Source organism: Micromonospora sp. NPDC005203, assembly GCF_042872705.1.
Lineage (GTDB): Bacteria > Actinomycetota > Actinomycetes > Mycobacteriales > Micromonosporaceae > Micromonospora.
The window spans coordinates 449901-474334 of record NZ_JBIAKV010000002.1; the positions used below are offsets into that span (position 1 = coordinate 449901).

Genomic DNA, 24434 nt, shown 5'->3' on the forward strand with positions numbered 1-24434 from the left:
GCGAACGGAGGCAGCACTGTGAGCGAACCGATTCTCACCGTGGAGGACCTGTCGGTCCGGATCTCCGGGCTGCACATCCTGCAGGGGGTGTCGTTCACGGTCGCGCCGACCGGGGTGACCGTCCTGCTCGGCCGCAACGGCGTCGGCAAGACCACCACGCTGCGCGCGATCGTCGGCCTCACCCCACCCGCCGGAGAGGTCCGCGGCACCATCCGGATGGGCGCGCGGAGCCTGCTGGCCCAACCCACCCACCGGCTGGTCCGCGGTGGGCTCGGCTACGTGCCCGAGGACCGGTGTGTGTTCGCCGGCCTCACCGTCGCGGAGAACCTGCGGCTCGCCGAGCGGCGCGGCACCAGCCCGGCGTACGACAAGGTCTTCGCGCTCTTTCCGGAGCTGGACCGGCGCGGACGGCAACGGGCCGGCTCGCTCTCCGGTGGGCAGCAGCAGATGCTCGCGATCGGGCGGGTGCTGCTCAACGACAACCGGCTGCTGCTGGTCGACGAGCCGACCAAGGGGTTGGCGCCGAAGGTGGTGACCGAGGTGGCCGAGGTGTTGGCACGCGTCGCGGAGTCGGTGCCGGTGCTGCTCGTCGAGCAGAACCTGGCGGTGGTACGCCGGCTGGCCCGCGATGCGGTGGTGTTGGCCGCCGGCAGGGTGGCCTGGACCGGCGACGCCCACGAGTTGCTGTTGGAGACCGCGTTGACGAAGTCGCTGCTCGGTGTGGGCTCCGCGGAGGTGGCCACGCCGAGCGCGAGGAGTGAGCTTGCGAGCCCCGCAGTCGCGAGGAAGGACCAGCTCTGATGGGGACCGTGATCCTGTTGACGTTGACCGGGCTCGGCCTGGCGGCGCTGTACTTCCTGGTCGCGTCCGGCCTCTCCCTGGTCTTCGGCCTGGCCGACGTGCTCAACTTCGCGCACGGGCTGTTCCTCGGCGTGGGCGCGTACGGCACCTGGTGGGCGGCGGGCAACCTGCCGGGCGCCGGCTCGGACGGGTTGGGCTTCGTGTTCGCGGTCGCCTTCGGGGTGGCCGCCGGCACGCTGGTGGCGATCCTGGTCGAACTGGTGCTGATCCGCCCGCTGTACTCCCGCACTATCGAGCAGGTGCTGGTCACCGTCGGGCTCTCGCTGGCCGGGGTGGCGTTGTTGCAGGCCACCTGGGGTGCGGACGCCCGGCCGTTCCCGCGTCCGGACTGGACCCGGCAGGTGACCGGCATCCTCGGCGCGCAGGTGCCCAACGGTGGCCTGCTGCTGATCATCGCGGCGGTGCTGGTGCTCGGCGCGATCCTGGCGTTCCTGCGCTGGACCCGGTACGGGCTGGTGATCCGGGCCGGCGTGGAGAACCGGGAGATGGTGACCGCGCTGGGCATCGACGTGCGCAAGGCGTTCACCCTGGTCTTCGCGATCGGTGGAGCGGCCGCCGCGCTCGCCGGGGCGCTCGGCGGGGTCTACTTCGGCACCGTCTCGCCCGGCCTGGGCAGTTCGCTGCTGATCTTCGCGTTCATCGTGGTGGTGATCGGTGGGATGGGCTCGGTGGTCGGCTCCGCGTACGCGGCGGTCGTGGTCGGGCTGGTGCAGCAGTTCGTCAACTACTACGGCACGTCCGGGCTCGGCGACATCTGCGTGGTCGGGCTGCTGGCCGTGGTGCTGCTGCTGCGCCCGCAGGGCATCGCCGGAAAGGTGGCAACGGCATGACGGTGATCGACGCGCCTCCTGCGCAGGTGCCCGACGAGTTGACCCCGCAGCGGGGGCGGTGGCACCGGGTGCGCCCGTTCCTGCCGCTGGTCGCGGTGGTGGTGCTGGCGATCCTGCCGTACTCGACGATCTCCCTGCCGGGGATCTTCGAGGGGCCTGTCAACTCACCCGGCACCCTGCAACTGCTCGCCATCTGCCTGATCTTCGGTGGCCTGGCAGCCGGTTACGACCTGCTCTTCGGCCGGACCGGCATGCTCTCCTTCGGGCACGCGCTGTACTTCGCCGCCGGCGTGTACGGCACCGACATCCTCATCACCCGGGCCGGTCTGCCGCTGTGGCAGGCGGCGCTGTTGACGATCACCGGCGGGACGATCCTCGCCGCGTTGCTCGGCGCGGTGGCGCTGCGGACCGTGGGTATCGCGTTCGCCATGGTCACGCTGGCCTTCGCCCAGGTCGGCGCGATCCTGGTGGCCCGGGACTTCGGCGGGCTCACCGGCGGCGAGGAGGGTCTGCCGCTGGACGTGTCCGGGCTGCCGGCCGGTCTGGTCGGGGTGACCAACACGGTCAACCTGTACTGGCTGGCGCTCGCGTACCTGACGCTCGTGGTCTTCGTGGTGCACCGGGTGAGCGGGTCCCCGACCGGTCGGGTGCTCGCCGGTCTGCGTGACGACGAGCGGCGGATCGGCGTGCTCGGGCTGGACCCGTACCGCTACAAGCTGGTGGCGTTCACTCTCGCCGGCGGGCTGGCGTCGGCGGGCGGGGTGGTCTACGTCCTGATCGTCGGCGGCGCCTCACCGCACATCACGTCCTCCGAGCTGACCCTGTCGCTGCTGGTCATGGTGGTGCTCGGCGGGCCGGGCACCCGCTGGGGGCCGGTGCTCGGCGGCGTCCTCTACATGTACCTGGACCACCGGCTCACCGCGTTCGGCACGAGCGACGCGGTGGGCAACCTGCCGGCCGTCCTCAGTCGCCCGCTGAGCCAGCCGCTGTTCGTCCTGGGCACGGTCTTCATCCTGGCCGTCTACTTCTTCCCAGGAGGCCTGACCAGCCTGGCCCCCCGCCTGTCCCACCTAACCAAAGCCCTCCGCCCCCCACGCTGACCCCACCCCCCTCTGAGCCCGTCGATCATGGAGTTATCGCCGCGACACGTCGCGGCGGATGGCGATAACTTCATGATCGACGGGTTTCAGTGCATGGGGAGGTTGGGGAGATGGATTCTCGGGTTGCTGTTGTCAGTGGGGGTGGGACCGGGATTGGAGCGGCCGTTGCCGGTTCGCTTGTTCGGGACGGGTACGACGTAGTGATCGTCGGGCGGCGAGCCGACGTGTTGTCGGCCGCCGCCTCGCAGATCTCGGTCGACTGCGGGCGGCCGGACGCCGTGACCGCCGTGACCGCGGACCTGACCGAGCCGGAGCAACTCGAGCGGGTGCTCGCGGCGGTCGGCGGTCGGCCGGTCGACGTGGTGGTCAACAACGCCGGCGGCTACCTGGGCGGGGACACCTCCACGCTGGAGGGGACCGCCGCGCACTGGCGAGCCAACCTGGACGCCAACGTGCTCACCGCCGTGCTGCTGACCGAGGCGCTGCGGCCGGTCCTGCGTCGGCCCGGCGGGCGGGTGATCCTGGTCAGTTCGATCGCCGCCCAGCGTGGCGGCGGTGGGGCGTACTCAGCCGCGAAGGCGGCTCTGCACGGTTGGGCGTACGACCTGGCCGCGAAGCTCGGCCCGGACCAGATCACGGTCAACGTGGTGAGCCCCGGTTATGTCGCCGAGACCGAGTTCTTCGGCGACCGGATGACCGCCGAGGGGCACGCGCAGCGGGTGGCGGCGACCCTGGTCGGGCGGGCCGGGCTGCCGGACGACATCGCCGAGGCCGTCCGCTATCTCGCGAGCCCGGCCGCCGGATACGTCACCGGCCAGGTCCTCGGTGTCAACGGGGGCTCGGTCCTCGGCCGCTGACCACACGAACGCAGAGGGCGGCGACCCCCCGTTTGGTCGCCGCCCTCCTATGTCAAGGGTCAGCCGTTCAGCAACTCGTACGCCATCGGCGGCGCCTTCGTCGCAGCGGCGCCGGTCGGTACGCTGATCTTCGGAGTGGTGCCGTAGTCGGCGTAGTTGACGACGTAGTCGTACGCCTTCGCCTTGCCGGCGGCCGGGATCTTCAGCGTCAGCGAGGTCAGGTTCTTGTCCGCGCCGACGACTGCCGTGAACGGCACCTTCTTGCCGGCGTCGCCCAGCGCCGCAGCCTCGCCGTCGTCGAACGCCTTCGCCGCCTCCCCGGCGCTCACGTCGATGAACCCGACGTACGTCCCGGGGCTCTGCTCCTCGACCGAGGTGGCCGCCTCGATGAGCGGACCGGCGTTGCCCTGGTCCGCACCGTCGTAGGTCGGGATGCCAGCGTTGTCGGAAAGCTTGGTGCGGTCCAGCTTCATCCACTTGTCCGGGAACTTCGGCAGCCCCGCCTGGCCGGTCAGCTTCGCCTTCATCCACAGCTCATCGGCGATGATCAGCACCGACATCTTGACGGTGATGCCCTCCGAGCCGGGCGCGATCGTGCTGTTCACCTCGATGCCCTTCGCGTCCGGGTCGACCCGCCCGCTCAGCGTGCTGGACGAGTCCTTGCCGGTGAACCGGAACGCCCCCTCGGTGCCCTCCGGAACGGCATCCAGGAGCACCTGCTTCGGGTCGGCGGTCGGGCTGGCGCTCGGGCTGTCGCTCGGGTTGCTCCGCGGTGCCGAGGCTGGTCCGCTCGTGGGTCCGCACCCCCCGAGCAGGGTGGTCGTGGCCAGCATGGCGGCGATCACGCCGACCGTGCGGCGGGTGGCGCTCGCGGTGCCCGTTGCCTGTGTCATCACATTCTCTTTCTCGCTGCGTGGCTGGTGCCGATGTCCATGTTGTCGGCAGGCACGGCGGTGCGGCTGCCGATATGCTGCCGTCCGGCTGCCGGGCACTGCCGTCCGGCGCTGCCGGAGGTGTCAGGAGCGGGAATAGGCATGTCAGCAACGCTGCGTTTCGAGATCCTCGGGCTTCAGCGGGCCTGGTACGCAGACCGCGAGATCGACCTCGGTCCCGGCAAACAGCGTGCTGTGCTGACCGTGCTGCTGCTCTCCGTGGGCCGTCCGGTGTCCACCGGGCAGATCGTCGAGGCGGTCTGGCCGGAGGATCCGCCCGCGAACGGCCCCAACGTGGTGCAGAAGTACGTCGCCGGGTTGCGCCGGGTGTTGGAGCCGGAGCGGTCGCCGCGTACGCCGGGCCAGGTGTTGAGCCTGACCGATGCCGGTTATCTGCTCCGCGTCGATCCGGACGCGGTCGACGCGGTCCGTTTCCAGCGGGGGATCCACCGCGCCCGGCAGCGCCGGGCCGAGGGTCGTGCCGCCGAGGCGTTGACCGAACTGGCCACCGCCCTGGCGCTCTGGCAGGGCGAGCCGTTCACCGGCTTCACCGGGCCGTTCCTGGAGGCGGCCCGGCAACGGTTGATCGAGCTGCGGGCGGTGGCGTTGGAGACCCGGGCCAACCTGATGCTGGACCTCGGCCGGCACCGGGAGATGGTCGGGGAGTTGGTGGAGTTGGTGGCCGAGTTCCCGGTCCGGGAACGACCGCGGCACCAACTCATGCTGGCGCTCTATCGCAGTGGGCGGCAGGCGGAGGCGCTCGCGGCCTACCGGGAGTTCGGCGACCTGCTCCGGGAGGAGTACGGCATCGGGCCGGGTGAGGCGCTTCAGGCCCTGCACCGCCGCATCCTCTGCTCCGACCCGACCCTCACGGTGGCGAAGCCGTCGAGCGAGCCGGAACTGTCCCGACCCATGCCGGCTCCCAGCCCTCGCCAACCAGCCGACCCACCCGCGCCGCCGCCGCCCACGCCGCCCGCGCCCACGCCGCCCGCGCCAACGCCGCCCGTGCCAGCGCCGCCCGCGCCGCCCGTACCAACGCCGCCCGTGCCGCCCGCGCCGGCCGTGCCGCCGCCGACCGCGCACCCCAGCCCGCCCGGGTCGCCAGCTGTCGCGTTCACCCCGCCGCCCGTTCCGTTTCCGGTCGCGGTGCCCCCGGACGGGCATTCGTCCCGGAACACCCGGGGGCCGTCGGCGCCGAGGTGGCTGAGTGTCAGCGTGACGATCGTCGGCACGCTGACCGCGGTGTTCTCCTTCGGTCTGCTCACCTGGCTGGTGGTGCTGTTCTACGCCAGTTGGCGGCGGAGCTGGCGCAACGGGCTCACCGGTCTGGGTTACCTGTCGCTGACCGCCACGATCATCGCGATGTTCGGCAACAGCGACTCGGAGGAGATGAGCGACACCGAAGGTCTCCTGATCGTGGCCTGGATGCTCGTCTGGCTAATCGGGGTCGTGCACACGATTTTGCTCAACGGCGCGCTCTGGACGGCCCTCACCAATCGGATCGCGGGGTCGCCTGCGCCGGTGGTCGACGACCGTCGGGTCCGCCGTGAGCAGGCCCGCTACCTGCTCTACCACTACCCGGCGGCGCGGCAGGAGCTGCACATCGGCCGGCCCGACCTGTACCGCACCTTCGACGACGGCGGCCTGGTGGACGTCAACGCGGTCGGGGAGCGGACGATCGCCGAGCTGCCCGGGATCACCGCCGGGCAGGCGCGGCAGGTGGTGATGGACCGTTGGCTCCGTGGCCCGTTCGGCTCGATGGAGGACCTGGCTGGCCGTTGCCTCCTCCCGCCGGTGCTCACTGACTCCCTGCGCGAGCTGCTCATCTTCTTCCCCCCGCCGCCGGTGCCCGCCGCACCCACCGCCACGCCCGACCGGGTCGAGTGAGGCGACCCGCACAGGGCGCGACGGGGAGGGACGTCTCCCGTTGCTGGTAGAAATGCCGGATGGGCGACGAGCGGGCGGCGGTACGGGAGCGGGCCGAGGCGGTGCTGCGTCGGCTGGCCGGCGATCACGCCCGGCTGCGCGAGGATCAGTGGCGGGCGATCGAAGCCCTGGTCGTCGACCGGCGGCGGGTGCTCTGTGTGCAGCGCACCGGTTGGGGCAAGTCGGCTGTCTACTTCGTGGCCACCGCCCTGCTGCGAGAGAGCGGTGAGCACGGCCCGACCGTCATCGTGTCCCCGCTGCTGGCGTTGATGCGCAACCAGGTCGAGGCCGCTGCCCGGGCCGGCATCCGGGCCCGCACGATCAACTCGGCGAACCTCGACGAGTGGGACGAGATCACCGCCGAGATCCAGACCGGTGCGGTGGACGTGCTGCTGATCAGCCCGGAGCGGCTCAACAACCCGGACTTCCGCGACGGCGTGCTGCCCAAGCTGGCCGCGACCACCGGGCTGCTGGTGGTCGACGAGGCGCACTGCGTCTCCGACTGGGGGCACGACTTTCGCCCCGACTACCGGCGGCTGCGCACGTTCCTCGCCGAGCTGCCCGAGCGCACGCCCGTGCTGGCCACCACCGCCACCGCCAACACCAGGGTCAGCCAGGACGTGGCGGAGCAGTTGGGTGACGCCCTCGTCCTGCGCGGCACCCTGGACCGCGAGTCGCTGCGCCTCGGTGTACTCGACCTGCCCAGCCCGGCGCACCGATTGGCCTGGCTCGCCGACCACCTGGACCAGCTGCCCGGCTCGGGCATCGTCTACACACTGACCGTGGCGGCAGCGGGGGAGACGGCCGATTTCCTGCGCTCCCGCGGCTACCCAGTCTCCTCGTACACGGGGCAGGTCGAGGACGCCGACCGGCGAGCCGCCGAGCAGGACCTGCTCGACAACAAGATCAAGGCGTTGGTCGCCACCAGCGCGCTCGGCATGGGCTTCGACAAACCCGATTTGGGCTTCGTCGTCCACCTCGGCGCACCCCCCTCACCGATCGCGTACTACCAGCAGGTCGGCCGCGCCGGCCGCGCCGTGGAGCACGCCGAGGTGCTGCTGCTGCCCGGCGTCGAGGACGCGGCCATCTGGCGCTACTTCGCCTCGCTGGCGTTCCCTGCGGAGCAGCAGGTGCGTGCCGTGCTGGCCGCACTGCACAGCGACCGCCCGCTCAGCACCCAGGCCCTTGAACCCCTCGTCGACCTGCGCCGGACCCGCCTGGAACTGATGCTCAAGGTGCTCGACGTGGACGGCGCGGTCCGCCGGGTGCGCGGCGGTTGGCTCGCCACCGGAGAGCCCTGGGTCTACGACGAGGCCCGGCTGCGCCGCGTCGCCGAGGCACGCACCGTCGAGCAACAGGCCATGCGGGAGTACGCGACCACGCCCGACTGCCGGATGCGGTATCTGCGGGAGTGCCTGGACGACACCGGGGCGGCCGACTGCGGGCGGTGCGACAGGTGCGCCGACCCGATCTTCGCCGCCGACGTGTCGACGGCCGCGCTCGCCGCCGCGCAGACGTTCCTGGGTCGACCTGGCGTGGAGATCGCGCCCAAGAAGCTCTGGCCGACCGGCTTGGACGCGGTGGGCGTACCCCTCAAGGGCCGGATCGCTCCGGCGGAGCAGGCGCTGCCGGGGCGGGCCGTCGGGCGCCTCTCCGACCTGGGTTGGGGTGGCCGGCTGCGCGACCTCGTCGGCCCGGAGGCGCCGGACGCGCCGGTGCCCGACGACGTCGTCGGGGCCGTGGTGGAGGTGTTGAAGGCGTGGGCGCACGGCGACGACCCGTGGCCGCGCCGGCCGGTGGGTGTGGTCGCGGTGGGTTCCCGGCGACGGCCCCGGCTGGTCGGCTCGTTGGCCGAGCGGATCGCCGCCGTGGGCCGGTTGCCGCTGCTCGGCGAGGTCACCCCGGCCGGTCCTGGAGGGCCGGCCGGTCCGCGCGGCAACAGCGCCCAACGGGTACGCGCGCTGCACGACACGTTCACCGTGCCGGTCGACCTGGCCGATGCCCTGGCCGGGCTGGACGGCCCGGTGCTGCTCGTCGACGACCTGGTCGACTCGGGCTGGACGATGACCCTGGTGGCTCGGGCACTGCGCCGGGCGGGCGCGCCCGACGTGCTCCCGCTCGCCCTCGCCGTGGCCGGCTGACCTGCCGCGACCCGGGTGGAGCGCCGCGCGCACGTCGGTGCGGGATAGTTCCTGGGCGGCGGCGAATGCGACGGTCGCCACCCCGTCCGGGCGTCGGACCGGGGTGGTCCGTCGCGGCGGTACGGTGGGCGGCATGACCGACCAGCGCCCCGCCGCCGTGCCGGTGGTGCCTGACCGGGTCCCCGACGCGGTGGTGATCTCTGACCGGGTCCCCGACGCGGTGGTGATCTCTGACCGGGTCCCCGATCCGGCGGTGGTGTCCGACCAGGTCTCCGCCGCACCGGATCGGAGCACACTCCGGCTGGCGTTGGTGGTTGGCGGGCTGGTGCTGGCGGTGCTGCTCGGCTTCGGCCTCGGCCGGTTGAACGCCGCGGGGACCACCGGCAGCCCGTCGTTGGCCGCCGAGCACACCGACCCGCCGGGCGTCGCGCCGCACAACCACGGCTCCGCCACGACCACCGATCAGGGCGCGGCCACCGAGCCGGGCGGGCTGGCGGTCAGCGCGGCCGGGTTCACCCTGACCCCCCTGGTCACCGAGTTCGCGGCGGGTCGCCCCGGTCAACTCCGCTTCCAGGTGCGCGACGCGCAGCGCCGGCCGGTCACCCGGTTCGCCATCGTGCACGACAAGCCGCTGCACCTCATCGTCGTCCGGCGGGACGTGACCGGTTACCAGCACCTGCACCCGACGATGGCGGCGGACGGCACCTGGTCGGTGCCGTTGACTCTCGCGCAGCCCGGCGTCTGGCGCGCGTACGCCGACTTCACCGTGGTTGCCGACAACGGCACGCAGACCGCGGTGACCCTCGGCGCCGACCTGGTCGCGCCCGGCGACTACCAGCCCCGGTCGCTGCCCGCCCCGGCCACCTCGACGACGGTGGACGGGTTCACCGTCGGCTACCTGGGGACTCCGCAGGCCGGGGCGACAGTGCCGGTCACCTTCCGGATCGACGGCGTCGGCGGTGCCGCCCCACTGGAGCGGTACCTCGGGGCGTACGGGCACCTGGTGGCGTTGCGCGAGGGCGACCTCGGCTATCTGCACGTGCACCCGGAGCCGGAACTGGTGGACGGCCAGGTCAAGTTCTGGTTGACCACTCCCGGTCCGGGCCGCTACCGCCTCTACCTAGACTTCCAGGTGAACGCCAAGGTCCGAACCGCCGAGCTAACCCTAACCGTCCCCTAGGACCCCCCACCCCCACCCCCATCCCACCGCCACCGCCCCCGTTGATCATGAGGTTATTGCCCCGACACGCCGTTACGGGTGGCAATCAACGCCGTTGCGTCAGGGCAGTGGCCGCCGGACCAACCCGCTGCTGACCATCGAGGCTTGTAGATCAAGCCACGTCGAGCAGGAGATCCGCGCCGATCTTGCACTTCCTGTCGCCGATTTAAGCGGGAATGCACCCTAATGTCGGGGCAGAAAGTGCAAGATCGCGATGCAGGATCGGTTGACGAGCAGTCATTCCGCCTAACGCAACGGCGTTGGGGTGGCCATGACCTCATGATCAACGGCGTGGGCGTGGGTGTGGGCGTGGGCGTGGGTGTGGGTGTGGGCGTGAGGCGTGCGGGTGGGGCGTGCGGGGTTAGCCCGCTCGGCGGACTGGGCGGCGGGCCAGGTAGCGCAGCAGGTCGCGGATGTGGTGTTTCTCCTCGGCGGGGACCGTCGGGTCGGCCAGCCGGTCGAGGATGGCCCGGACGTCGGCCTCTACCGGGCCGTCGTCGTGGCGTCGGCGGGGAGTGGGGCCGGCGTCGGGCAGGCCGAGCGCGCGGAACGCGGCGGCGACCGGGAGGTCCAGTGCGGCACAGAAGCCGCGCACCTTGGCCAGTTCGGGGTAGTCCTGCCAGTCACCAGCCAGCCAGCGGAACACGGTGGAGCGACCCACGCCGGTGTGCGCGGCAAGATCGGTCACGGTCCAGCCACGGTCGTCGCGGGCGTCGTCGATGGCGCGCCGGACGAAGCGGGCGAAGGCCATTTGCGGTGTTACGTCGGCTGATCCCATCCCTGCGTGTCTTCCCCCCTGCCGGAGCACCGGGACGATGCGCCTTCCGAGGGTAGTACGCCCGGGGCGCGAAACAATTGTCTGAGCGCACAAACTGTCCCGTGGACGAGACTTTTCTCTGGAAGCGTGTGTGCAGAATGAAAATTGCATCGAGCGATCACCGTCGTTCCTCCATTAGGCTCGGTGCCCGCCCCGGCATGGCGTCTGAACGCCAGCCATGTTCGACCGGACCACCGCCGAGGAGCACCATGGCCGAATCGAGCCGCCCCCAGCCGTACCAGCCCGGTGCGGTCAGCCTCTTCTTCGTCGCCAAGGCTGGCGTCTTCGCCGCCGGGTTCTGGATCTGGCTGCTGGTCCTGGTGCTCCGCACCGACTCCGCGACCGGCCAATACGTGCTGGCAGCCACCGGCGCGATCACCACCACGCTCGTCGGCGTGGTACTGGGTGCCCGGATGGCGTTGCAACACAATGCCGCCATCCGGCACGCGGAGATGAAGAAGCTGCTTGTCGACATCTCCTGGAACGCCTTCGCCGCCGCCGGCAACGCCGAGAGCACGGGCAAGGTGGTGCCGTTCCCCACCGCCCCGGCCGACGGCGGATGGGCCGGTCAGCGGAGCGGTGGCGAGCGGGTGACGGTCCTCGACCGTGGTGCCGGCGAGCGCACCGGTGGCCGGGATCGCGGCGGCAACGGCGAACGGCGTCGTTAGAGCGTGTCGACTACGCCGCCGCCGCCGGCTGCCGGTCGGTTGGCTGCCCGTCGGCGGCCAGCAGGGTCTCCAGCCGGGGTGTGACCCGCCACTGGTCCACCAGCTCGCGGTACTCCTCGCGCTGCGGTCCGGTCGACTCGGCGCCGGTGCGTCGGGCGCGGATCAGCAGGTTGCGGGGCGTGTGCTGGGAGTCCACGAACTCCACCACCTCGGTCCGGTAGCCGTGCACCCGCAGCAGTCCGGCCCGCAGCGCGTCGGTGAGCACGTCGGCGAAGCGCTCCCGCAGGATGCCCTGCCGGGTCAGCAGCTCGTACGGCGTCGGGGCCGGATGGGCGCGGAGCTGCTTGGCCAGGTCGTGGTGGCAGCACGGTGCGGCCAGCACCCAACGGGCCTCCCAGCGCACCGCACGGGCCAGCGCCTCGTCGGTGGCGGTGTCGCAGGCGTGCAGCGCCAGCACCAGGTCGGGGGCAGGGTCGACGACGGCGTCGGCGATCGTGCCGGCCACGAAGCTGATCCGGTCGGCCCAGCCCAGCCGTTGCGCCAGCTCGGTGTTGCGCCGCCGCTGGTCCTCCCGGACGTCCACGCCGACCAACTGCACGTCGAGCCCACGGGTCGTCAGGTAGCGGTACGCGGCGAACGTCAGGTAGGCGTTGCCGCAGCCCAGGTCGACCACCCGGAGCGGACCGGTCAGGTCGTCGGGCAGGGTCGCGGCCAGCGCGCGCAGGAACGCGTCCACCTGGCGGCGCTTGGCCGCCGAGCCGCCGATCTCGGCGAAGATCGGGTCCCCGGGGTCGAGCAGGTACTCCTTCGCCCGATCGTTGCCGCTCGGCGCGGCTGCCGGACGGGACGCCGCAGCCCGGTGTACCTGCGCCTCACCGGACTTGGTCACCCGTAGTTGCAGCGTCGCCGCGGTCGTCTCCACGTGCCAGTTGCCGAACGGCTCGGCCAGCAGTTCGTCGACCGCCGCAGCGGCGTCCGGGCCGGCGGCGAGATTGCGGGTGTACGGGCGAGCGCCGTCGGACGTGGTGATCTGCATTCGCGGCCCGGCCTTGAGCGCAACCGGCCGCAGTTCCGCCCGCTCGACGGTGGGGCGGCGCCCGCGGCGGCGTCCGGCGGCAACCGCCCGGGTCAGCGCGGGGTCGAGCAGCAAGGCTCGGACCTCGGTCAGGGCGGCTTCCAGTGATTCCGGCATCGTTCCATTCCCGGCAGGTGGGGTGGGAGAAGGGAACATCCCCCGCACCGCGCGAGGCGGTGCGGGGGATGTCAGGTGTTGCTGGTGGTCAGTCGGCTGTCGCTTCGGCCGGCGTACCCGCATCGGAACCGCCACCACGGCGGCGTCGACGGCGGCGCGGCTTCGACGGCTCGCCGTCGGACGCGGCGGCCGGCTCGGTGGGGCCGGCGTCGGCGGTGATCACCGCGGTCGGCTCGCCAGCGACCGCCTCGCCGGCCCGGCGGCGACGCCGACGGCGGGGGGTACGGGTGCCTTCCTCAGCCGCGTCGTCGACGGGCACGTCGGCAACGGGCGCCTCGGCGACGGCTGGCGTGCCGGCGTCGGAGCGGTCCCGACGACCGTCACCCCGACCACGGCGCTCGCCACGGCCCTCGCCACGGCCCTCACCACGTCGAGGGCTCCGGCCGCCACCACTGTCGCCCCGGCGGGAGCGGGTCGTGCCACCCAGATCCTCTTCGATCTCGGCGGACAACCCGGCCCGGGTGCGCTCGGCCGTCGGCAGGGTGCCGCTGACCTCGGTCGGGATGTGCAGGTCGGTGTAGAGGTGCGGCGACGTGTGGTACGTCTCCGGGGGCTCCGGCATCTCCAGACCGAGGGTCTTGTCGATGATCCGCCAGCGCGGCATGTCGTCCCAGTCGACGAAGGTCACCGCGACGCCCGTTGCGCCGGCCCGGCCGGTACGACCGATCCGGTGGGTGTAGGTGTCCTGGTCTTCCGGGCAGTCGTAGTTGATGACGTGGGTGACGCCTGTGACGTCCAGCCCGCGGGCCGCCACGTCGGTGGCGACCAGGATGTCGATCTTGCCGGCCCGGAAGGCGCGCAGTGCCCGCTCGCGAGCACCCTGGCCGAGGTCACCGTGCACCGCCGCGACCGCGAAGCCGCGGAAGTCGAGGTCCTCGGCGACCCGGTCGGCGGCCCGCTTGGTACGCGTGAAGATCATGGTCAGCCCACGCCCCTCCGCCTGGAGGATGCGCGCCACCACCTCGACCTTGTTCATCGAGTGGGTGCGGTAGACCAGTTGCTGGGTCTGCGGCGACGGACCGGTCTCGGCGGTGTGCCCGGCGTGGATCGTCATCGGCTGGCGCAGGAAACGCCGCGACAGGGTGACGATCGGGTCCGGCATGGTGGCCGAGAAGAGCATTGTCTGGCGGTCTTCCGGGAGCATCGCCAGGATCTTCTCGACGTCGTCGAGGAAGCCCAGGTCGAGCATCCGGTCGGCCTCGTCGAGCACGAGCGCGTGCACCCGGTCCAGACGGAGGTGCTTCTGCTTCTGCAGGTCCATCAGCCGGCCGGGGGTGCCGACCAGGATCTCGACGCCCTTGCGCAGCGCGTCGATCTGCGGCTCGTACGCCACACCGCCATAGATCGGCAGCACCCGGACGCCACGCGTCCGGCCGGCGGCGGCCAGGTCCTTGGCGACCTGGATGCCCAGCTCACGGGTGGGGACGACGACCAGCGCCTGGGGGACGCCGTCGCTGCCCTCGCCCGGGGCGAAGACCCGGTCCAGCAGCGGTACGCCGAAACCGAGGGTCTTGCCGGTGCCGGTGGGCGCCTGACCGATCAGGTCGACGCCGCGCAGCGCGATCGGGATCGCGTATTCCTGGATGGCGAAGGCGCGGGTGATGCCGGCCGAGGCCAGGGCCTCGACGGTCTCGGCGCGGGCGCCGAGGGCGGCGAACGTGGGGGCCTCCGGTCGAACCGGGGCGGTGGGGGCCAGTTCCTGGCCGTCCAGCAGATCTTGAGTCAGGTCGCTCATGTGGATGTGGGGGTGCCCTCTCGTGGGTGCGCCCGTCATGTCCTCAGGGCGCGTTCGGTATGACGCGGGCCACACGGTCGGCGGCAGATTGCCGAGCCGGACCGGGCCGCACGCGCGCCGCGGGCTGAGCTTCGATCAGATCGGCGCCCACGGCAACTGCTCCATGCTACCTGAACAGGCATGGCTTCGTCCCGATTCCCGGCCGGCCAGGCGACACGCGGGGGCAATGATTGTGACCTGCGTCACAAATGCGCCGGCCGGGGCGTACCCTGCGCGAGTCACCGCTGGCGGCGCGGGCGTCCGGGTCGGGGTCGCGCGACGCCATCCGAGAGAGGTGCGGCAGAACCCCAACAGGGTCGCCGCATCGAGCGTGGCACGGCACGGCGCGGCGGAGCGCCGGCCGGAACCGCCGAGCACCGATGCCGGCCCGCGGCAGGTGGCCCCACGCCTACCTGCCGCGATGGCCGGCCCGGTCAGCGGACGGTGAAGCCGACCGCCCGGGACGACGCCTCGGCGATCTCGACGTAGGCGACCTTCTCGATCGGCACGATGACCCGTCGGCCCTTCTCGTCGGTCAGGGAGAGCGTGCCGCCGTTACCGGCGAAGGCGTCGGTCACGATCTGCTCGATCTCGGCCGGCGACTGTGCGCTGTCTACTACCAGCTCACGCGGCGCGTACTGCACGCCGATCTTGACCTCCACTGTGCCTCCTCAACTGGGGCGAGAGAACCGCCCTGCGAAGGCTATCCGATCACGGGGTCGGCGGTCAGGCTGACTCACCTTGCAGCGGGAAGCTCGCGATGCCGCGCCAGGACAGCGTGGCCACCAACGCCTCGGCCTCGGCCTTCGGCACCTGACGGCCGCCGGCCAGCCAGAACTGCGCGGCCGTCTCCGCCGCGCCGACCAGCCCGGAGGCGAGCAGTTCGGCGTGGGCCCGGCTCACGCCGGTGTCCGAGATGATGGTGTCGGTGATCGCCGCGATGCAGCCCTGCTCGACCCGCTCGACCCGCTGTCGCACCGCCGGGTCGTTGCGCAGGTCCGACTCGAAGACGAGGCGGAAGGCCTCGCTCTCGTGGTCGACGAAGTCGAAGTACGCGCGCACCGACGCGCCGACGCGCTCCTTGTTGTCACTGGTGCCGCGCATCGCATCCTGCACCTGAGCGACGATGGCGTCACAGTGCGTGTCGAGCAGCGCCAGGTAGAGATCCATTTTTCCGGGGAAGTGTTGGTAGAGCACCGGCTTGGAGACCCCGGCCCGCTCGGCGATGTCGTCCATCGCGGCGGCGTGGTAGCCCTGCGCGACGAACACCTCCTGCGCCGCAGCGAGAAGCTGCTTACGGCGCGCGGAGCGGGGCAGGCGGGTGGGCCGGCCGGCGGTCTGTGCACCGTTCCCCGCAGCGCTCATGAAATCCTCCGAGTTCTCCGTACGAGCCGGCATTTTCCCCCCAGACCGGGCGAAGCCCGTGACCCCCGTCGTGGAAATGGCCCGCCGCTGTAACTTATCGCCACTCTCGGCACACGGTAGCCTCAGCGGGGGCGACCAAGGAGCGCGCGGTGAGTGAAACAGGGCAACCCGGAGCCGCCACCCCGGGAGAGCACGGTGACGGAGCGGGTCAGCACGACGACCCGGGCCGTCCCGTCAGCGGGTGGGCGCCAGCGACGGGCGGGTGGTCCCGAGCCGCCGATCGCGAGGATGCCCGGGACGAGGCGCCGCGCTGGCAACCCGATCCCGCCGCTGGCTGGCGCGCCTCGTCCAGCCGACACGGTGACCTTCCGGCGCCCCTGGTCGGGCTGCCGGGTGACCTCGATCCGCCGACCCGTGCCAACGGCCACCACGCCAATGGCGTGCACCATCCGGACGACGCCAACGGCGTCCGCCCTCCCGGTCTCGAACCACCCGCCGGCCGCCCCGCGCCGGTGAGCGCGCCGCCGGGGTTGCCCGCCGAGGGTCGGCCCGAGGCGACCGGCGACCGGCTGGTGGTGCCCGCCCAACGCCCCGCGCCGCCCCGGGAGCAGGGTGCCGGCGAGCCCGACAAGGGCACCGCCACACGCTCCACCGTCGATCCGGCCGCCGCGCACCGCGCTCGCTGGGCCGAGCCCGGCCTGCCGACCTCCGCGCCGGCAGTCCAGGTGCCGCCCGTCGGCACCGCCGCGTCGGGTTTCGAGGTGCCGCCCGGCTTCCGCGCGCCGACCAGCGAGCGGCTGGCCGCCGACGAACCGGCCGCGCCACGAGACTGGCGGGACCCGCTCCCACCCGGCCAGCCGGCAGCATCGGGGCCGGCCGGGCACGCCGACGCGACCGAGCCGGGTCGCGCCGCTGGCATCCCCCGACCAGGCGAAACGCACCGAGCCGGCGAGTCGCCGGCCATCGAGCCGGACTGGTCCGGGCCGAACTGGAACGGTCCGAGCTCGGGCGGCGGATGGGCGCCGCCCTGGTCCCGATCCGACGACGAGCCGGCTGCTCCCAAGGCGCGGGACGAGCCCGCGCCGAGTTGGGTCGCCGAGCCCCACCTGCCGTACGAGCCGCTGCGCGCCGAGTCGCCCCGCCCGTACGAGCCGGTGCGTGCCGATCCGCCCCGGGGGTACGACGTCACGGGCGGGTCCGACGCCTCGCCGACGCACCCCGGCGAGCAGAGCACCCCGCCGCCGTCCGAGCGCCCGTCCTGGGTCGCACCGCCCACCGTTCCGCCCCGGGCTGTCGACCCGGACGCGTCCCCCACGAGCGGACCGCCGGTGTCATCAGGCATGGCGCCGCCGGTCGTCGAGCGCCTCTCCTGGGCCGACGGTCCCACGCCGACCAGCGGCCCGCCCGCCGATCGCCCCTCCTGGGCGGGTGGCCCGCCGCCGACCAGCGGCCCGCCCGCCGATCGCCCCTCCTGGGCGGGTGGCCCGCCGCCGACCAGCGGCCCGCCCGCCGATCGCCCCTCCTGGGCGGGGTCCGGCGCACCTCGCACGGACCGCCCGTCCTGGGCCGGCGGGTCCGACCCCGCGCCCACCAGCCCGGCGCCGGCGCGGCCGTCGTGGGCTGGCGGCTCCGAGGCGGCGACGAGCGTTCCGCCGGTACGGCCGTCCTGGGCTGGCGGCTCCGAGGCGGCGACAAGCGTTCCGCCGGTACGGCCGTCCTGGGCCGGCGGGTCCGACCCCGCGCCCAGCAGCCCGACGCCAGCGCGGCCGTCCTGGGCCGGAGAAGCCGATCCGACACCGCCCACCGCCTCGCCGACGCGGCCCTCCTGGGCCTCCGGAGCCGTGCCGGCCGACGCGCCACCTCCGGCCCCGGCCGGGCCGCCTCCCACGCTGACCGACGCACCCCCGGCCCCGGCAGGCCCGCCCCTGGTGGCGGAGCGTCCCTCCTGGGTCGGCGGTTCGCCGACGCCGAGCAGCTCCCCGACCGAGCGGCCGGACTGGTCCGAGGGCCGGATCCCCGCCACCCCCGCCGAGCGCCCGTCCTGGCCAGCCAGCCATTCGGCAAGCGCGGCCGGCGGCGGGGAGGTGGGCGAGACGTCCGGCCCGCCGCGGCCCGAGATCCGGCCGGTCGCGCCGTTCCGGCTCCGGCCGGCGGCACCCGAACCGCCCGTTCCGTCTCCCGTCGATTCACCCCGGGCGAACGTCCCGCCGACCACCGACACCACGTCGGCCTCCACCGGCGCGGCGCCGCCCTCGGCCACCAGCGGGGCCCAGCGCCGTGACCGGCCCCCAGCCGTTTCCACCTCGCCCTACGCGGCTCGTCGATCCGCCCCCGATCCGACGTCGTCGACCGGGCCGGCCGACAACGGCCGGCAACCAGACCCGAGGGCGGCGGTGCTGCCGCAGCGCGTCCCCGCGGAACCGGACGTGCCCGTCGTGCCGGAGCCGCCAGCCGTGGAGCCACCTGCCGAAACCCCGGAGCTCGCCCGCATCGCCACCCACCTTCGTCGGGACGACGAACCAGCCCCACTTCGGGAGCGCCCCGAGGGGTTCGACGTCAACGCCATCCTGGACGCCGTTCGGGAGGTCGCCGGTGTCCGCGACGCGGCGCTTCGCCGTACCCCGGCCGGGGCGCACAGCCTGCGCCTGGACCTGGCCGACGGCGCCGATCCGGCCGAGGTGAGCCGACAGGTGGCCCGGCTGCTGCAGGAACGGATGGGGCTGGCCGCCGCCCCGCAGAACGTGCCCGGCGTGCCCAGCACGCCACCCCCGCCGGTTCGCCGACGCCTGGCCGAACCGCGACCTGCCGAACGGCGTACGGCGGAGCCTCCCGGTGCGGCCCCGCGCGACGAAGGTCCGGAGGCCCGTACCGGTGAGGTCCGGGCGGCCGAGACGACCGTGCCGCAACGTCCCTCGGGCGCCCCGGCAGCGGCCACACCGGCAGGCTCGGAGCAGTGGACCGGCACGGACACCTCGCGCCGCCGCCGGCCGAACGCGCCGCACCGGGGTCGCGCCACGGTCGAGGAGCCCGGATCGGTCTCCGCCGCGCCGGCCGGTGCGGCGACCGGCAGCCCGGCCACGCTCGGCACGTCGTACTCCGGTGGTCAGGTGACCACGACGGAGTCGGCGCCGTCCCGGCCGCTGGACACCGGGGGCGTGCCGGGGCCGCGGGTGGTGATCGACCACGTGCAGGTGAGCACGTTCGGCCTGGACGCGAACGTGGAGGTCCGGCTGCTGGCCGACGACGACAGCGCCTCCGGGTACGCCACCGGGCCGGCGGTGGACGGCTACGTGCTGCGGCTCTGTGCGGTGGCGGCGGCCGCCGCGGTGGACGAGTTGCTGCGGGGCACCGACAACGCCGAGCGGGGGCGCTGCTTCGTCGAGCACGCGGCGGTGGTGCCGTTCGGCAACTGCGAGGTGGCCACGGTTGTGGTGCTGCTCGTCTGTGCGGGCTGGGTCGAGCAGCTCGCCGGCTCGGCGCTGGTCGCCGGTGATCCCCGGCAGGCGGTGGTCCGGGCGACGTTGGCGGCGGTGAACCGTCGGCTGGAGGCGCTGCTGTCCTGAGTGGTCCGAGGCAGACTGGAACGATGAGAAGCGCCACCCTCTGGCCCGACCATCTGCTCCCCGATCATCACGTTCCACCGCCCTGGCCGGGCCGGGAGGTCCGCCTCGACGGCCGGGTCACGTACGTGCGCGACACCCCGGCCACCGCCGCCGGCGCGGAACCTGCGCTGTACGTGCACGGGCTGGGCGGGTCGTCCCAGAACTGGACCGACCTGGCCGGGCTGCTCGCCGACCGGCTGGACGGTCAGGCCATCGACCTGCCCGGCTTCGGCCGCAGTGAGCCGGGCCCCCGCTACACCATCCCGGCCTTCGCGGATCTGGTCGTCCGCTGGATCGAGCACTCCGGTCGGGGTCCGGTGCACCTGTTCGGCAACTCGCTGGGCGGCGCGGTCGCGGTGCAGGTCGCCGGGCTCCGGCCGGACCTGGTCCGTACCCTCACCCTGATCTCCCCGGCCCTGCCGTTTCTCGATTTCCGCCGCTCGTTGCAGGGGCGGATGCTGCCGGTGCTCGCCATCCCGCGGGGTGAACGGCTGGTCGCCCGGCACCTCACCCAGCTCGCTCCCGAGGTGATGGCCCAGCAGGTGCTGGAGGCGTGCGTCGCCGACCTGAGCCGGATCTGCGACCAGCGTCGGGCCGAGGCGTTGGAGGAGATTCGGGTGCGGTACGAGGCGGAGCACTACGCCGCCGCGTACGTCCGGACGTTTCGCGGTCTGGTCTCCAGCTTCCTGCGGGCGTACCTGCCGGGGTCGGGTTCGCTGTGGCGGCTCGCCGAGGCGGTACGCGCACCGACCCTGGTGGTGGGTGGCCGTCAGGATCGCCTGGTCGACGTGCGGGTCGCGCCGCAGACCGCCCGGGTCATCCCGGACAGTCGGTTGATGATGCTCGACGGCGTCGGTCACGTGGCGCAGTTGGAGGTGCCCCGCCTGGTTGCCCGGGCGGTGGTCGGCCTGCTCGCCGAAACGGAGGACACCGTGGGGCGGCCTGATCTGGCAGGCTGACCTGGATGCCCAGGTCAGCCCACCTCCCCGGTCGCCGTCAGCGACGCCTCGCGCTGCTCGCCCAACTGGTGGCGGTGGTGATGGCGGTCGGCGCGGCGGTGACCGTGATCGCCGAGGGGCCGGGTGGGCATCCCCCCGCTGGCCGGTTGGCCGCTGACGAGGTCGTCACTCTGCCGCCGCCGCTGGTGGCCGCGCCGCTGCCGCCGTCGGTCGACCCGTCGCCCTCTGCCGTGGTCGAGTCCAGCCCGTCCCCGGTGCTGCGGGTGCCCGGCGCGGTCCCGAGCGCCGGCACCGGGAGGTTCGGCTACGACGCCCGTTCCGGCCCGGTGCTGGGGCGCGCGGGTGAGCTGCGGCGGTACCGGGTCGCGGTGGAGTCGGGCAGCGACGAGACGGCCGCGGACTTCGCGCAGGCGGTCCAGGTGGCGCTCGCCGGGCCGGGTAGCTGGGTCGACAGCGGCAGGCTACGGATGCAGCAGGTGCCGGGGGACGCGCCTCGCGACTTCACCATCTACCTGGCCACCGCCCGCACGGCGGGTCGGATGTGTGCCGACGGCGGGGTGGACATCCGGATCGGGGGTCGGCCGTACACGTCCTGCCGGGCACCCGGCCAGGTGATCATCAATCTGGATCGGTGGCGGTTGTCCGTGCCGCACTTCGTCTCGGCCCGCGTGCCGCTGGACGTCTACCGGACGTACGTGGTCAACCACGAGGTCGGCCACCAGCTCGGGCACCGGCACGAGCGTTGCCCGGGTGCGGGTCGACCCGCACCGGTGATGATGCAGCAGACGCTCTTCCTCAACGGGTGCCGGGTCAACCCGTGGCCGTACCTCGACGGACGCCGCTACGCCGGCCCCGCCCTCTGAGTGAGCGACCGACGTACACCATCAGGCGTCTTGCGTGAATTGCGGCAAAAGCGGAGATATGCCCGAATAATCTGGCAGGCTCGACATCATGACGCCGTCGTCCCCTTACGGCCCGCCCACGTCGCCGCCCGACCGGCCCGACCGGTCGGCGTACGAAGGCGCACACCCCACGCTCACCCGGATGCGCCGGCGGCGTCGCCGCACGCTGCTGCTCGGCGTGCTCGTACTCGTGCTCGCCGGCGGCATCGGCACGACGCTCAACCGGGGCGGCGAGCCACCGGCCGACACTCCCACCATGACCCAGGGCGAGATGGGCCACGGGGGTGGGGCGCCCGTGCACCCGGCGCCCACCAGCTACCCCTCGGTCGGAGCCGGACGCTTCACGGCTGCCGACGGTGCGACACCGGTGCACGGAACGGACGGGCCGCTGCGCCGTTACCGGGTCGTGGTCGAACGCGGCACCGGCCAGGACGCCGCCGCGTTCGCGGCCAAGGTCGACGAGGTGCTGGCCGACCAGCGCAGTTGGATCGCCTCCGACGAGTTGCGGGTGCAACGGGTGGCCGACGCCGGGGCGGCGGACTTCACCATCTACCTGGCCACCCCCGTCACGTCCGAGCGGATGTGCGCCGAGGGCGGGTTGACCACCGAGCGCTACACCTCCTGCCGCCTGCCCGGCCAGGTCGTCATCAACCTGGCCCGCTGGATGGAGGCGGTCCCCGACTACGGCGCGCCGCTGGACACCTACCGCACCTACGTGATCAACCACGAGGTGGGCCACGAGTTCGGCGAGGAGCACGAGGCCTGCCCCGGCGCGGGGGAGCCCGCGCCGGTGATGCAGCAGCAGACGTACGGCCTGCACGGCTGTGTCGCCAACGCCTGGCCCTACCTCGACGGCCGTCGCTACGCGGGTGACATCGTCCCCTGATCGACCGGGTCGTCGGTTATTCCCGCTCCCGCATCGCGGACCAGTGTCGTCCCTCATGGCCGAGCGGGGCTCCCGCGAGCAACAATGGCGCGGTTCACACCGCCGATCCCGGGGAGTCCACCGTGTCGTTGCCCCCGCTCGTCGAGCCCGCCGCCGAGCTGACAGTTGACGAGATCCGCCGCTACTCGCGCCACCTGATCATCCCGGATGTCGGGGTGACCGGGCAGAAGCGGCTGAAGAACGCCCGGGTGCTCTGTGTCGGCGCTGGTGGCCTCGGGTCGCCCGCCCTCATGTACCTCGCCGCGGCCGGGGTCGGCACGCTCGGCATCATCGACTTCGACACCGTCGACGAGTCCAACCTCCAGCGTCAGATCATCCACGGCGTGTCCGACATCGGCCGGTCCAAGGCCGAGTCCGCCGCCGCGTCGATCCGCGAGATCAACCCCCTCGTCCAGGTGGAGATCCACAACACCGCGCTGGACCGGGAGAACGTCAAGGAGATCTTCGCCCAGTACGACCTGATCGTCGACGGCACCGACAACTTCGCCACCCGTTACATGGTCAACGACGCGGCGGTGCTGCTCGGCAAGCCGTACGTCTGGGGCTCGATCTACCGCTTCGACGGCCAGGCGTCGGTGTTCTGGGCCGAGCACGGCCCGTGCTACCGCTGCCTCTACCCGGAGCCGCCGCCGCCCGGCATGGTGCCCTCCTGCGCCGAGGGTGGCGTGCTCGGTGTGCTCTGCGCGTCGATCGGCTCCATCCAGGTGAACGAGGCGATCAAGCTGCTGACCGGCATCGGTGAGCCGCTTGTCGGTCGCCTGATGGTCTACGACGCCCTGGAGATGGAATACCGCAAGATCAAGGTCCGCAAGGACCCGAACTGCGCGCTCTGCGGCGACAACCCGACGGTCACCGACCTGCTGGAAGACTACGAGGACTTCTGCGGCGCGGTCTCCGAGGAGGCCCAGGAGGCGACGCTCGACGCGACGATCACCGCACTCGAGCTCAAGGAGTGGCAGGACGCCGGCAAGGACATCTTCCTGGTCGACGTTCGGGAGCCCGCCGAGTACGAGATCGTCCGCATCCCCGGTTCCACCCTGATCCCCAAGGGCGACATCATCTCCGGCGAGGCGCTGGCGAAGCTCCCGCAGGACAGGCAGATCGTGCTGCACTGCAAGTCCGGGGTCCGCTCGGCTGAGGCGCTCGCCGCGCTCAAGGCGGCCGGTTTCCGCGACGCCGTGCACGTCCAGGGCGGTGTGCTCTCCTGGATCAAGCAGATCGATCCGTCGCTGCCCGCCTACTGAGCGACGACCGGGGCCGGCGGCGGGCCACTCACCCGCCCCGGCCTCGGCCGATTCTCCGAGGCGCGAGGACCTTTACGCAGGTAGCGTGACCGCCGTGGTGGACATGGACGGCGCTATCGGCTTCGTCGTGGCGCACGGAGACGCGGTCGACCGCGCGCGTCTCTCCCGGCTGCGCACCGGCGTGGGTGTGCCGGACGAGGTGCTCGACGCCGCCGAGGCCGGGCAGACGCCCGACGGCGGCTGGCCCGCCGTCCTCGACGGCGCGGTCGGCTCCGTCGACGCGACCTGCTTCCGCCTGGCCGAGTTGGACGACCTCGGTGCCCTCGGCCGCCCGGCGGCCCGGCACGCGCTGGACTGGCTCGCCGCCTCCCAGCTGCCCGACGGCGGCTGGGACGAGGACCCGTCGCTGGCCGACCTCGCCCCGGAGTGGGCGCGGCCCGGCGACCCGGAGGCCCGTCTCTACCTCACCGCCAACGCTGCTTTCTGGCTCAGCGTGGGCGGGCTGGACGCCCGGTCCGCCGGGCCGCTGGACCACCGGGTCGGCGGGTCGTACGCCCGGGTGGTGCAGGCCGCCGCGCAGGCGCTCGCCGCGCAGCTCGCCCCGGACGGCCGTTGGCCCTCCTTCGTGGCCGCCGGTTGGCTGAGCGCGGCCGTGCTGCACCGGCAGGAGATGTACTACGAGTCGGCGTTGATCCAGTCGGTGCTCGCCGAGCGGATTCCGCGGTTGTCCCCGGCGGACGTGGCCTGGCTGGCCGGGACGCTGCGCCGGGTCGACATGGGCGAGGAGCACTGGTTGCTGGTCGCGGCCCGCGATCGGCTCACCAGGACCCAGCGCAGCGACGGCGGCTGGGACAGCGACGACGGTCACCAGTTCGACGTGCACACCACACTACGGGCGATCCGGGCCTGCCGAGCGGCCCCCCCAACCGCCTGATCACCCACCCCCCACCCCCACCCCCCACCCCCACCCCCCACCCCCACCCCCCACCCCCACCCCCCCCTCCGGCGTCGATCTTGCAGTTTCTGTCGCCGATTCACG

General features: G+C 72.8%; 20 protein-coding genes. 14 read left to right on the forward strand and 6 right to left on the reverse strand.

The window, feature by feature from the left end; genetic code table 11:
* Nucleotides 1-18 precede the first annotated feature (18 nt).
* The 4 genes from ACFYPM_RS07345 to ACFYPM_RS07360 all read left to right on the forward strand — a co-directional run bounded on the left by ACFYPM_RS07345 (nt 19) and on the right by ACFYPM_RS07360 (nt 3648).
* Nucleotides 19-801 (forward strand): ABC transporter ATP-binding protein, encoded by a 783-nt coding sequence (locus ACFYPM_RS07345; protein ID WP_387192170.1) that lies wholly within the window; start codon nt 19-21, stop codon nt 799-801.
* Nucleotides 801-1691: a branched-chain amino acid ABC transporter permease gene (locus ACFYPM_RS07350; RefSeq protein ID WP_387192172.1), complete on the forward strand. Its 891-nt coding sequence runs from the start codon at nt 801-803 to the stop codon at nt 1689-1691. Before ACFYPM_RS07345 ends, ACFYPM_RS07350 begins: the two co-directional genes overlap by 1 nt.
* Entirely contained in the window at nt 1688-2791 is a 1104-nt protein-coding gene (locus ACFYPM_RS07355; RefSeq protein ID WP_387192174.1) for a branched-chain amino acid ABC transporter permease, read from the forward strand. The genes ACFYPM_RS07350 and ACFYPM_RS07355 overlap by 4 nt, the downstream gene beginning before the upstream one ends.
* 110 nt (nt 2792-2901) lie before the next feature.
* Nucleotides 2902-3648 (forward strand): SDR family NAD(P)-dependent oxidoreductase, encoded by a 747-nt coding sequence (locus ACFYPM_RS07360; RefSeq protein WP_387192176.1) that lies wholly within the window; start codon nt 2902-2904, stop codon nt 3646-3648.
* 59 nt (nt 3649-3707) lie between these two features.
* Here ACFYPM_RS07360 and ACFYPM_RS07365 read toward each other — a convergent pair whose 3' ends face one another.
* On the reverse strand, nt 3708-4541 hold the full coding sequence (locus tag ACFYPM_RS07365) for a hypothetical protein (protein ID WP_387192178.1): 834 nt from the start codon (nt 4539-4541) through the stop codon (nt 3708-3710).
* Between the two features lie 141 nt (nt 4542-4682).
* Between ACFYPM_RS07365 and ACFYPM_RS07370 the strand changes: the two genes are divergently transcribed.
* From ACFYPM_RS07370 to ACFYPM_RS07380, 3 genes are all read left to right on the forward strand, one after another.
* Nucleotides 4683-6467, forward strand: a complete 1785-nt coding sequence (locus tag ACFYPM_RS07370; protein ID WP_387192180.1) for a BTAD domain-containing putative transcriptional regulator — start codon at nt 4683-4685, stop codon at nt 6465-6467.
* 59 nt (nt 6468-6526) lie between these two features.
* Nucleotides 6527-8647 carry a RecQ family ATP-dependent DNA helicase gene (locus tag ACFYPM_RS07375; RefSeq protein ID WP_387192182.1) on the forward strand — a complete coding sequence of 707 codons (2121 nt, stop codon included), beginning with the start codon at nt 6527-6529 and terminating at the stop codon, nt 8645-8647.
* A gap of 133 nt (nt 8648-8780) precedes the next feature.
* A complete protein-coding gene (locus ACFYPM_RS07380; protein WP_387192184.1) occupies nt 8781-9827 on the forward strand; it encodes a hypothetical protein in 1047 nt (348 codons plus the stop codon).
* 400 nt (nt 9828-10227) lie between these two features.
* Here ACFYPM_RS07380 and ACFYPM_RS07385 read toward each other — a convergent pair whose 3' ends face one another.
* A complete protein-coding gene (locus tag ACFYPM_RS07385; protein WP_387192186.1) occupies nt 10228-10644 on the reverse strand; it encodes a helix-turn-helix domain-containing protein in 417 nt (138 codons plus the stop codon).
* Between the two features lie 248 nt (nt 10645-10892).
* On the opposite strand from ACFYPM_RS07385, the gene ACFYPM_RS07390 reads away from it, so the two are divergent.
* Complete coding sequence (locus tag ACFYPM_RS07390) at nt 10893-11351, forward strand: hypothetical protein (RefSeq protein WP_387192188.1); 459 nt, start codon at nt 10893-10895, stop codon at nt 11349-11351.
* Between the two features lie 10 nt (nt 11352-11361).
* Here ACFYPM_RS07390 and ACFYPM_RS07395 read toward each other — a convergent pair whose 3' ends face one another.
* From ACFYPM_RS07395 to ACFYPM_RS07410, 4 genes are all read right to left on the reverse strand, one after another.
* Nucleotides 11362-12543 (reverse strand): class I SAM-dependent methyltransferase, encoded by a 1182-nt coding sequence (locus tag ACFYPM_RS07395; protein ID WP_387192190.1) that lies wholly within the window; start codon nt 12541-12543, stop codon nt 11362-11364.
* 88 nt (nt 12544-12631) lie between these two features.
* A complete protein-coding gene (locus ACFYPM_RS07400; protein ID WP_387192192.1) occupies nt 12632-14338 on the reverse strand; it encodes a DEAD/DEAH box helicase in 1707 nt (568 codons plus the stop codon).
* 473 nt (nt 14339-14811) lie between these two features.
* Nucleotides 14812-15039 (reverse strand): DUF3107 domain-containing protein, encoded by a 228-nt coding sequence (locus ACFYPM_RS07405; RefSeq protein ID WP_124822399.1) that lies wholly within the window; start codon nt 15037-15039, stop codon nt 14812-14814.
* 64 nt (nt 15040-15103) lie between these two features.
* Nucleotides 15104-15742: a TetR/AcrR family transcriptional regulator gene (locus tag ACFYPM_RS07410; RefSeq protein ID WP_387192194.1), complete on the reverse strand. Its 639-nt coding sequence runs from the start codon at nt 15740-15742 to the stop codon at nt 15104-15106.
* Nucleotides 15743-17082: 1340 nt separating this feature from the next.
* On the opposite strand from ACFYPM_RS07410, the gene ACFYPM_RS07415 reads away from it, so the two are divergent.
* From ACFYPM_RS07415 to ACFYPM_RS07440, 6 genes are all read left to right on the forward strand, one after another.
* Nucleotides 17083-19305: a hypothetical protein gene (locus tag ACFYPM_RS07415; protein WP_387193391.1), complete on the forward strand. Its 2223-nt coding sequence runs from the start codon at nt 17083-17085 to the stop codon at nt 19303-19305.
* 23 nt (nt 19306-19328) lie between these two features.
* Nucleotides 19329-20303: an alpha/beta fold hydrolase gene (locus ACFYPM_RS07420; protein ID WP_387192196.1), complete on the forward strand. Its 975-nt coding sequence runs from the start codon at nt 19329-19331 to the stop codon at nt 20301-20303.
* A gap of 5 nt (nt 20304-20308) precedes the next feature.
* Complete coding sequence (locus tag ACFYPM_RS07425; RefSeq protein WP_387192198.1) at nt 20309-21166, forward strand: DUF3152 domain-containing protein; 858 nt, start codon at nt 20309-20311, stop codon at nt 21164-21166.
* An 88-nt stretch (nt 21167-21254) separates the two neighbouring features.
* Entirely contained in the window at nt 21255-22091 is an 837-nt protein-coding gene (locus ACFYPM_RS07430; protein ID WP_387192200.1) for a DUF3152 domain-containing protein, read from the forward strand.
* Between the two features lie 122 nt (nt 22092-22213).
* Nucleotides 22214-23395, forward strand: a complete 1182-nt coding sequence (gene moeZ, locus ACFYPM_RS07435; RefSeq protein WP_387192202.1) for an adenylyltransferase/sulfurtransferase MoeZ — start codon at nt 22214-22216, stop codon at nt 23393-23395.
* 85 nt (nt 23396-23480) lie between these two features.
* Entirely contained in the window at nt 23481-24329 is an 849-nt protein-coding gene (locus ACFYPM_RS07440; protein ID WP_387192204.1) for a squalene--hopene cyclase, read from the forward strand.
* Nucleotides 24330-24434: the final 105 nt, after the last annotated feature.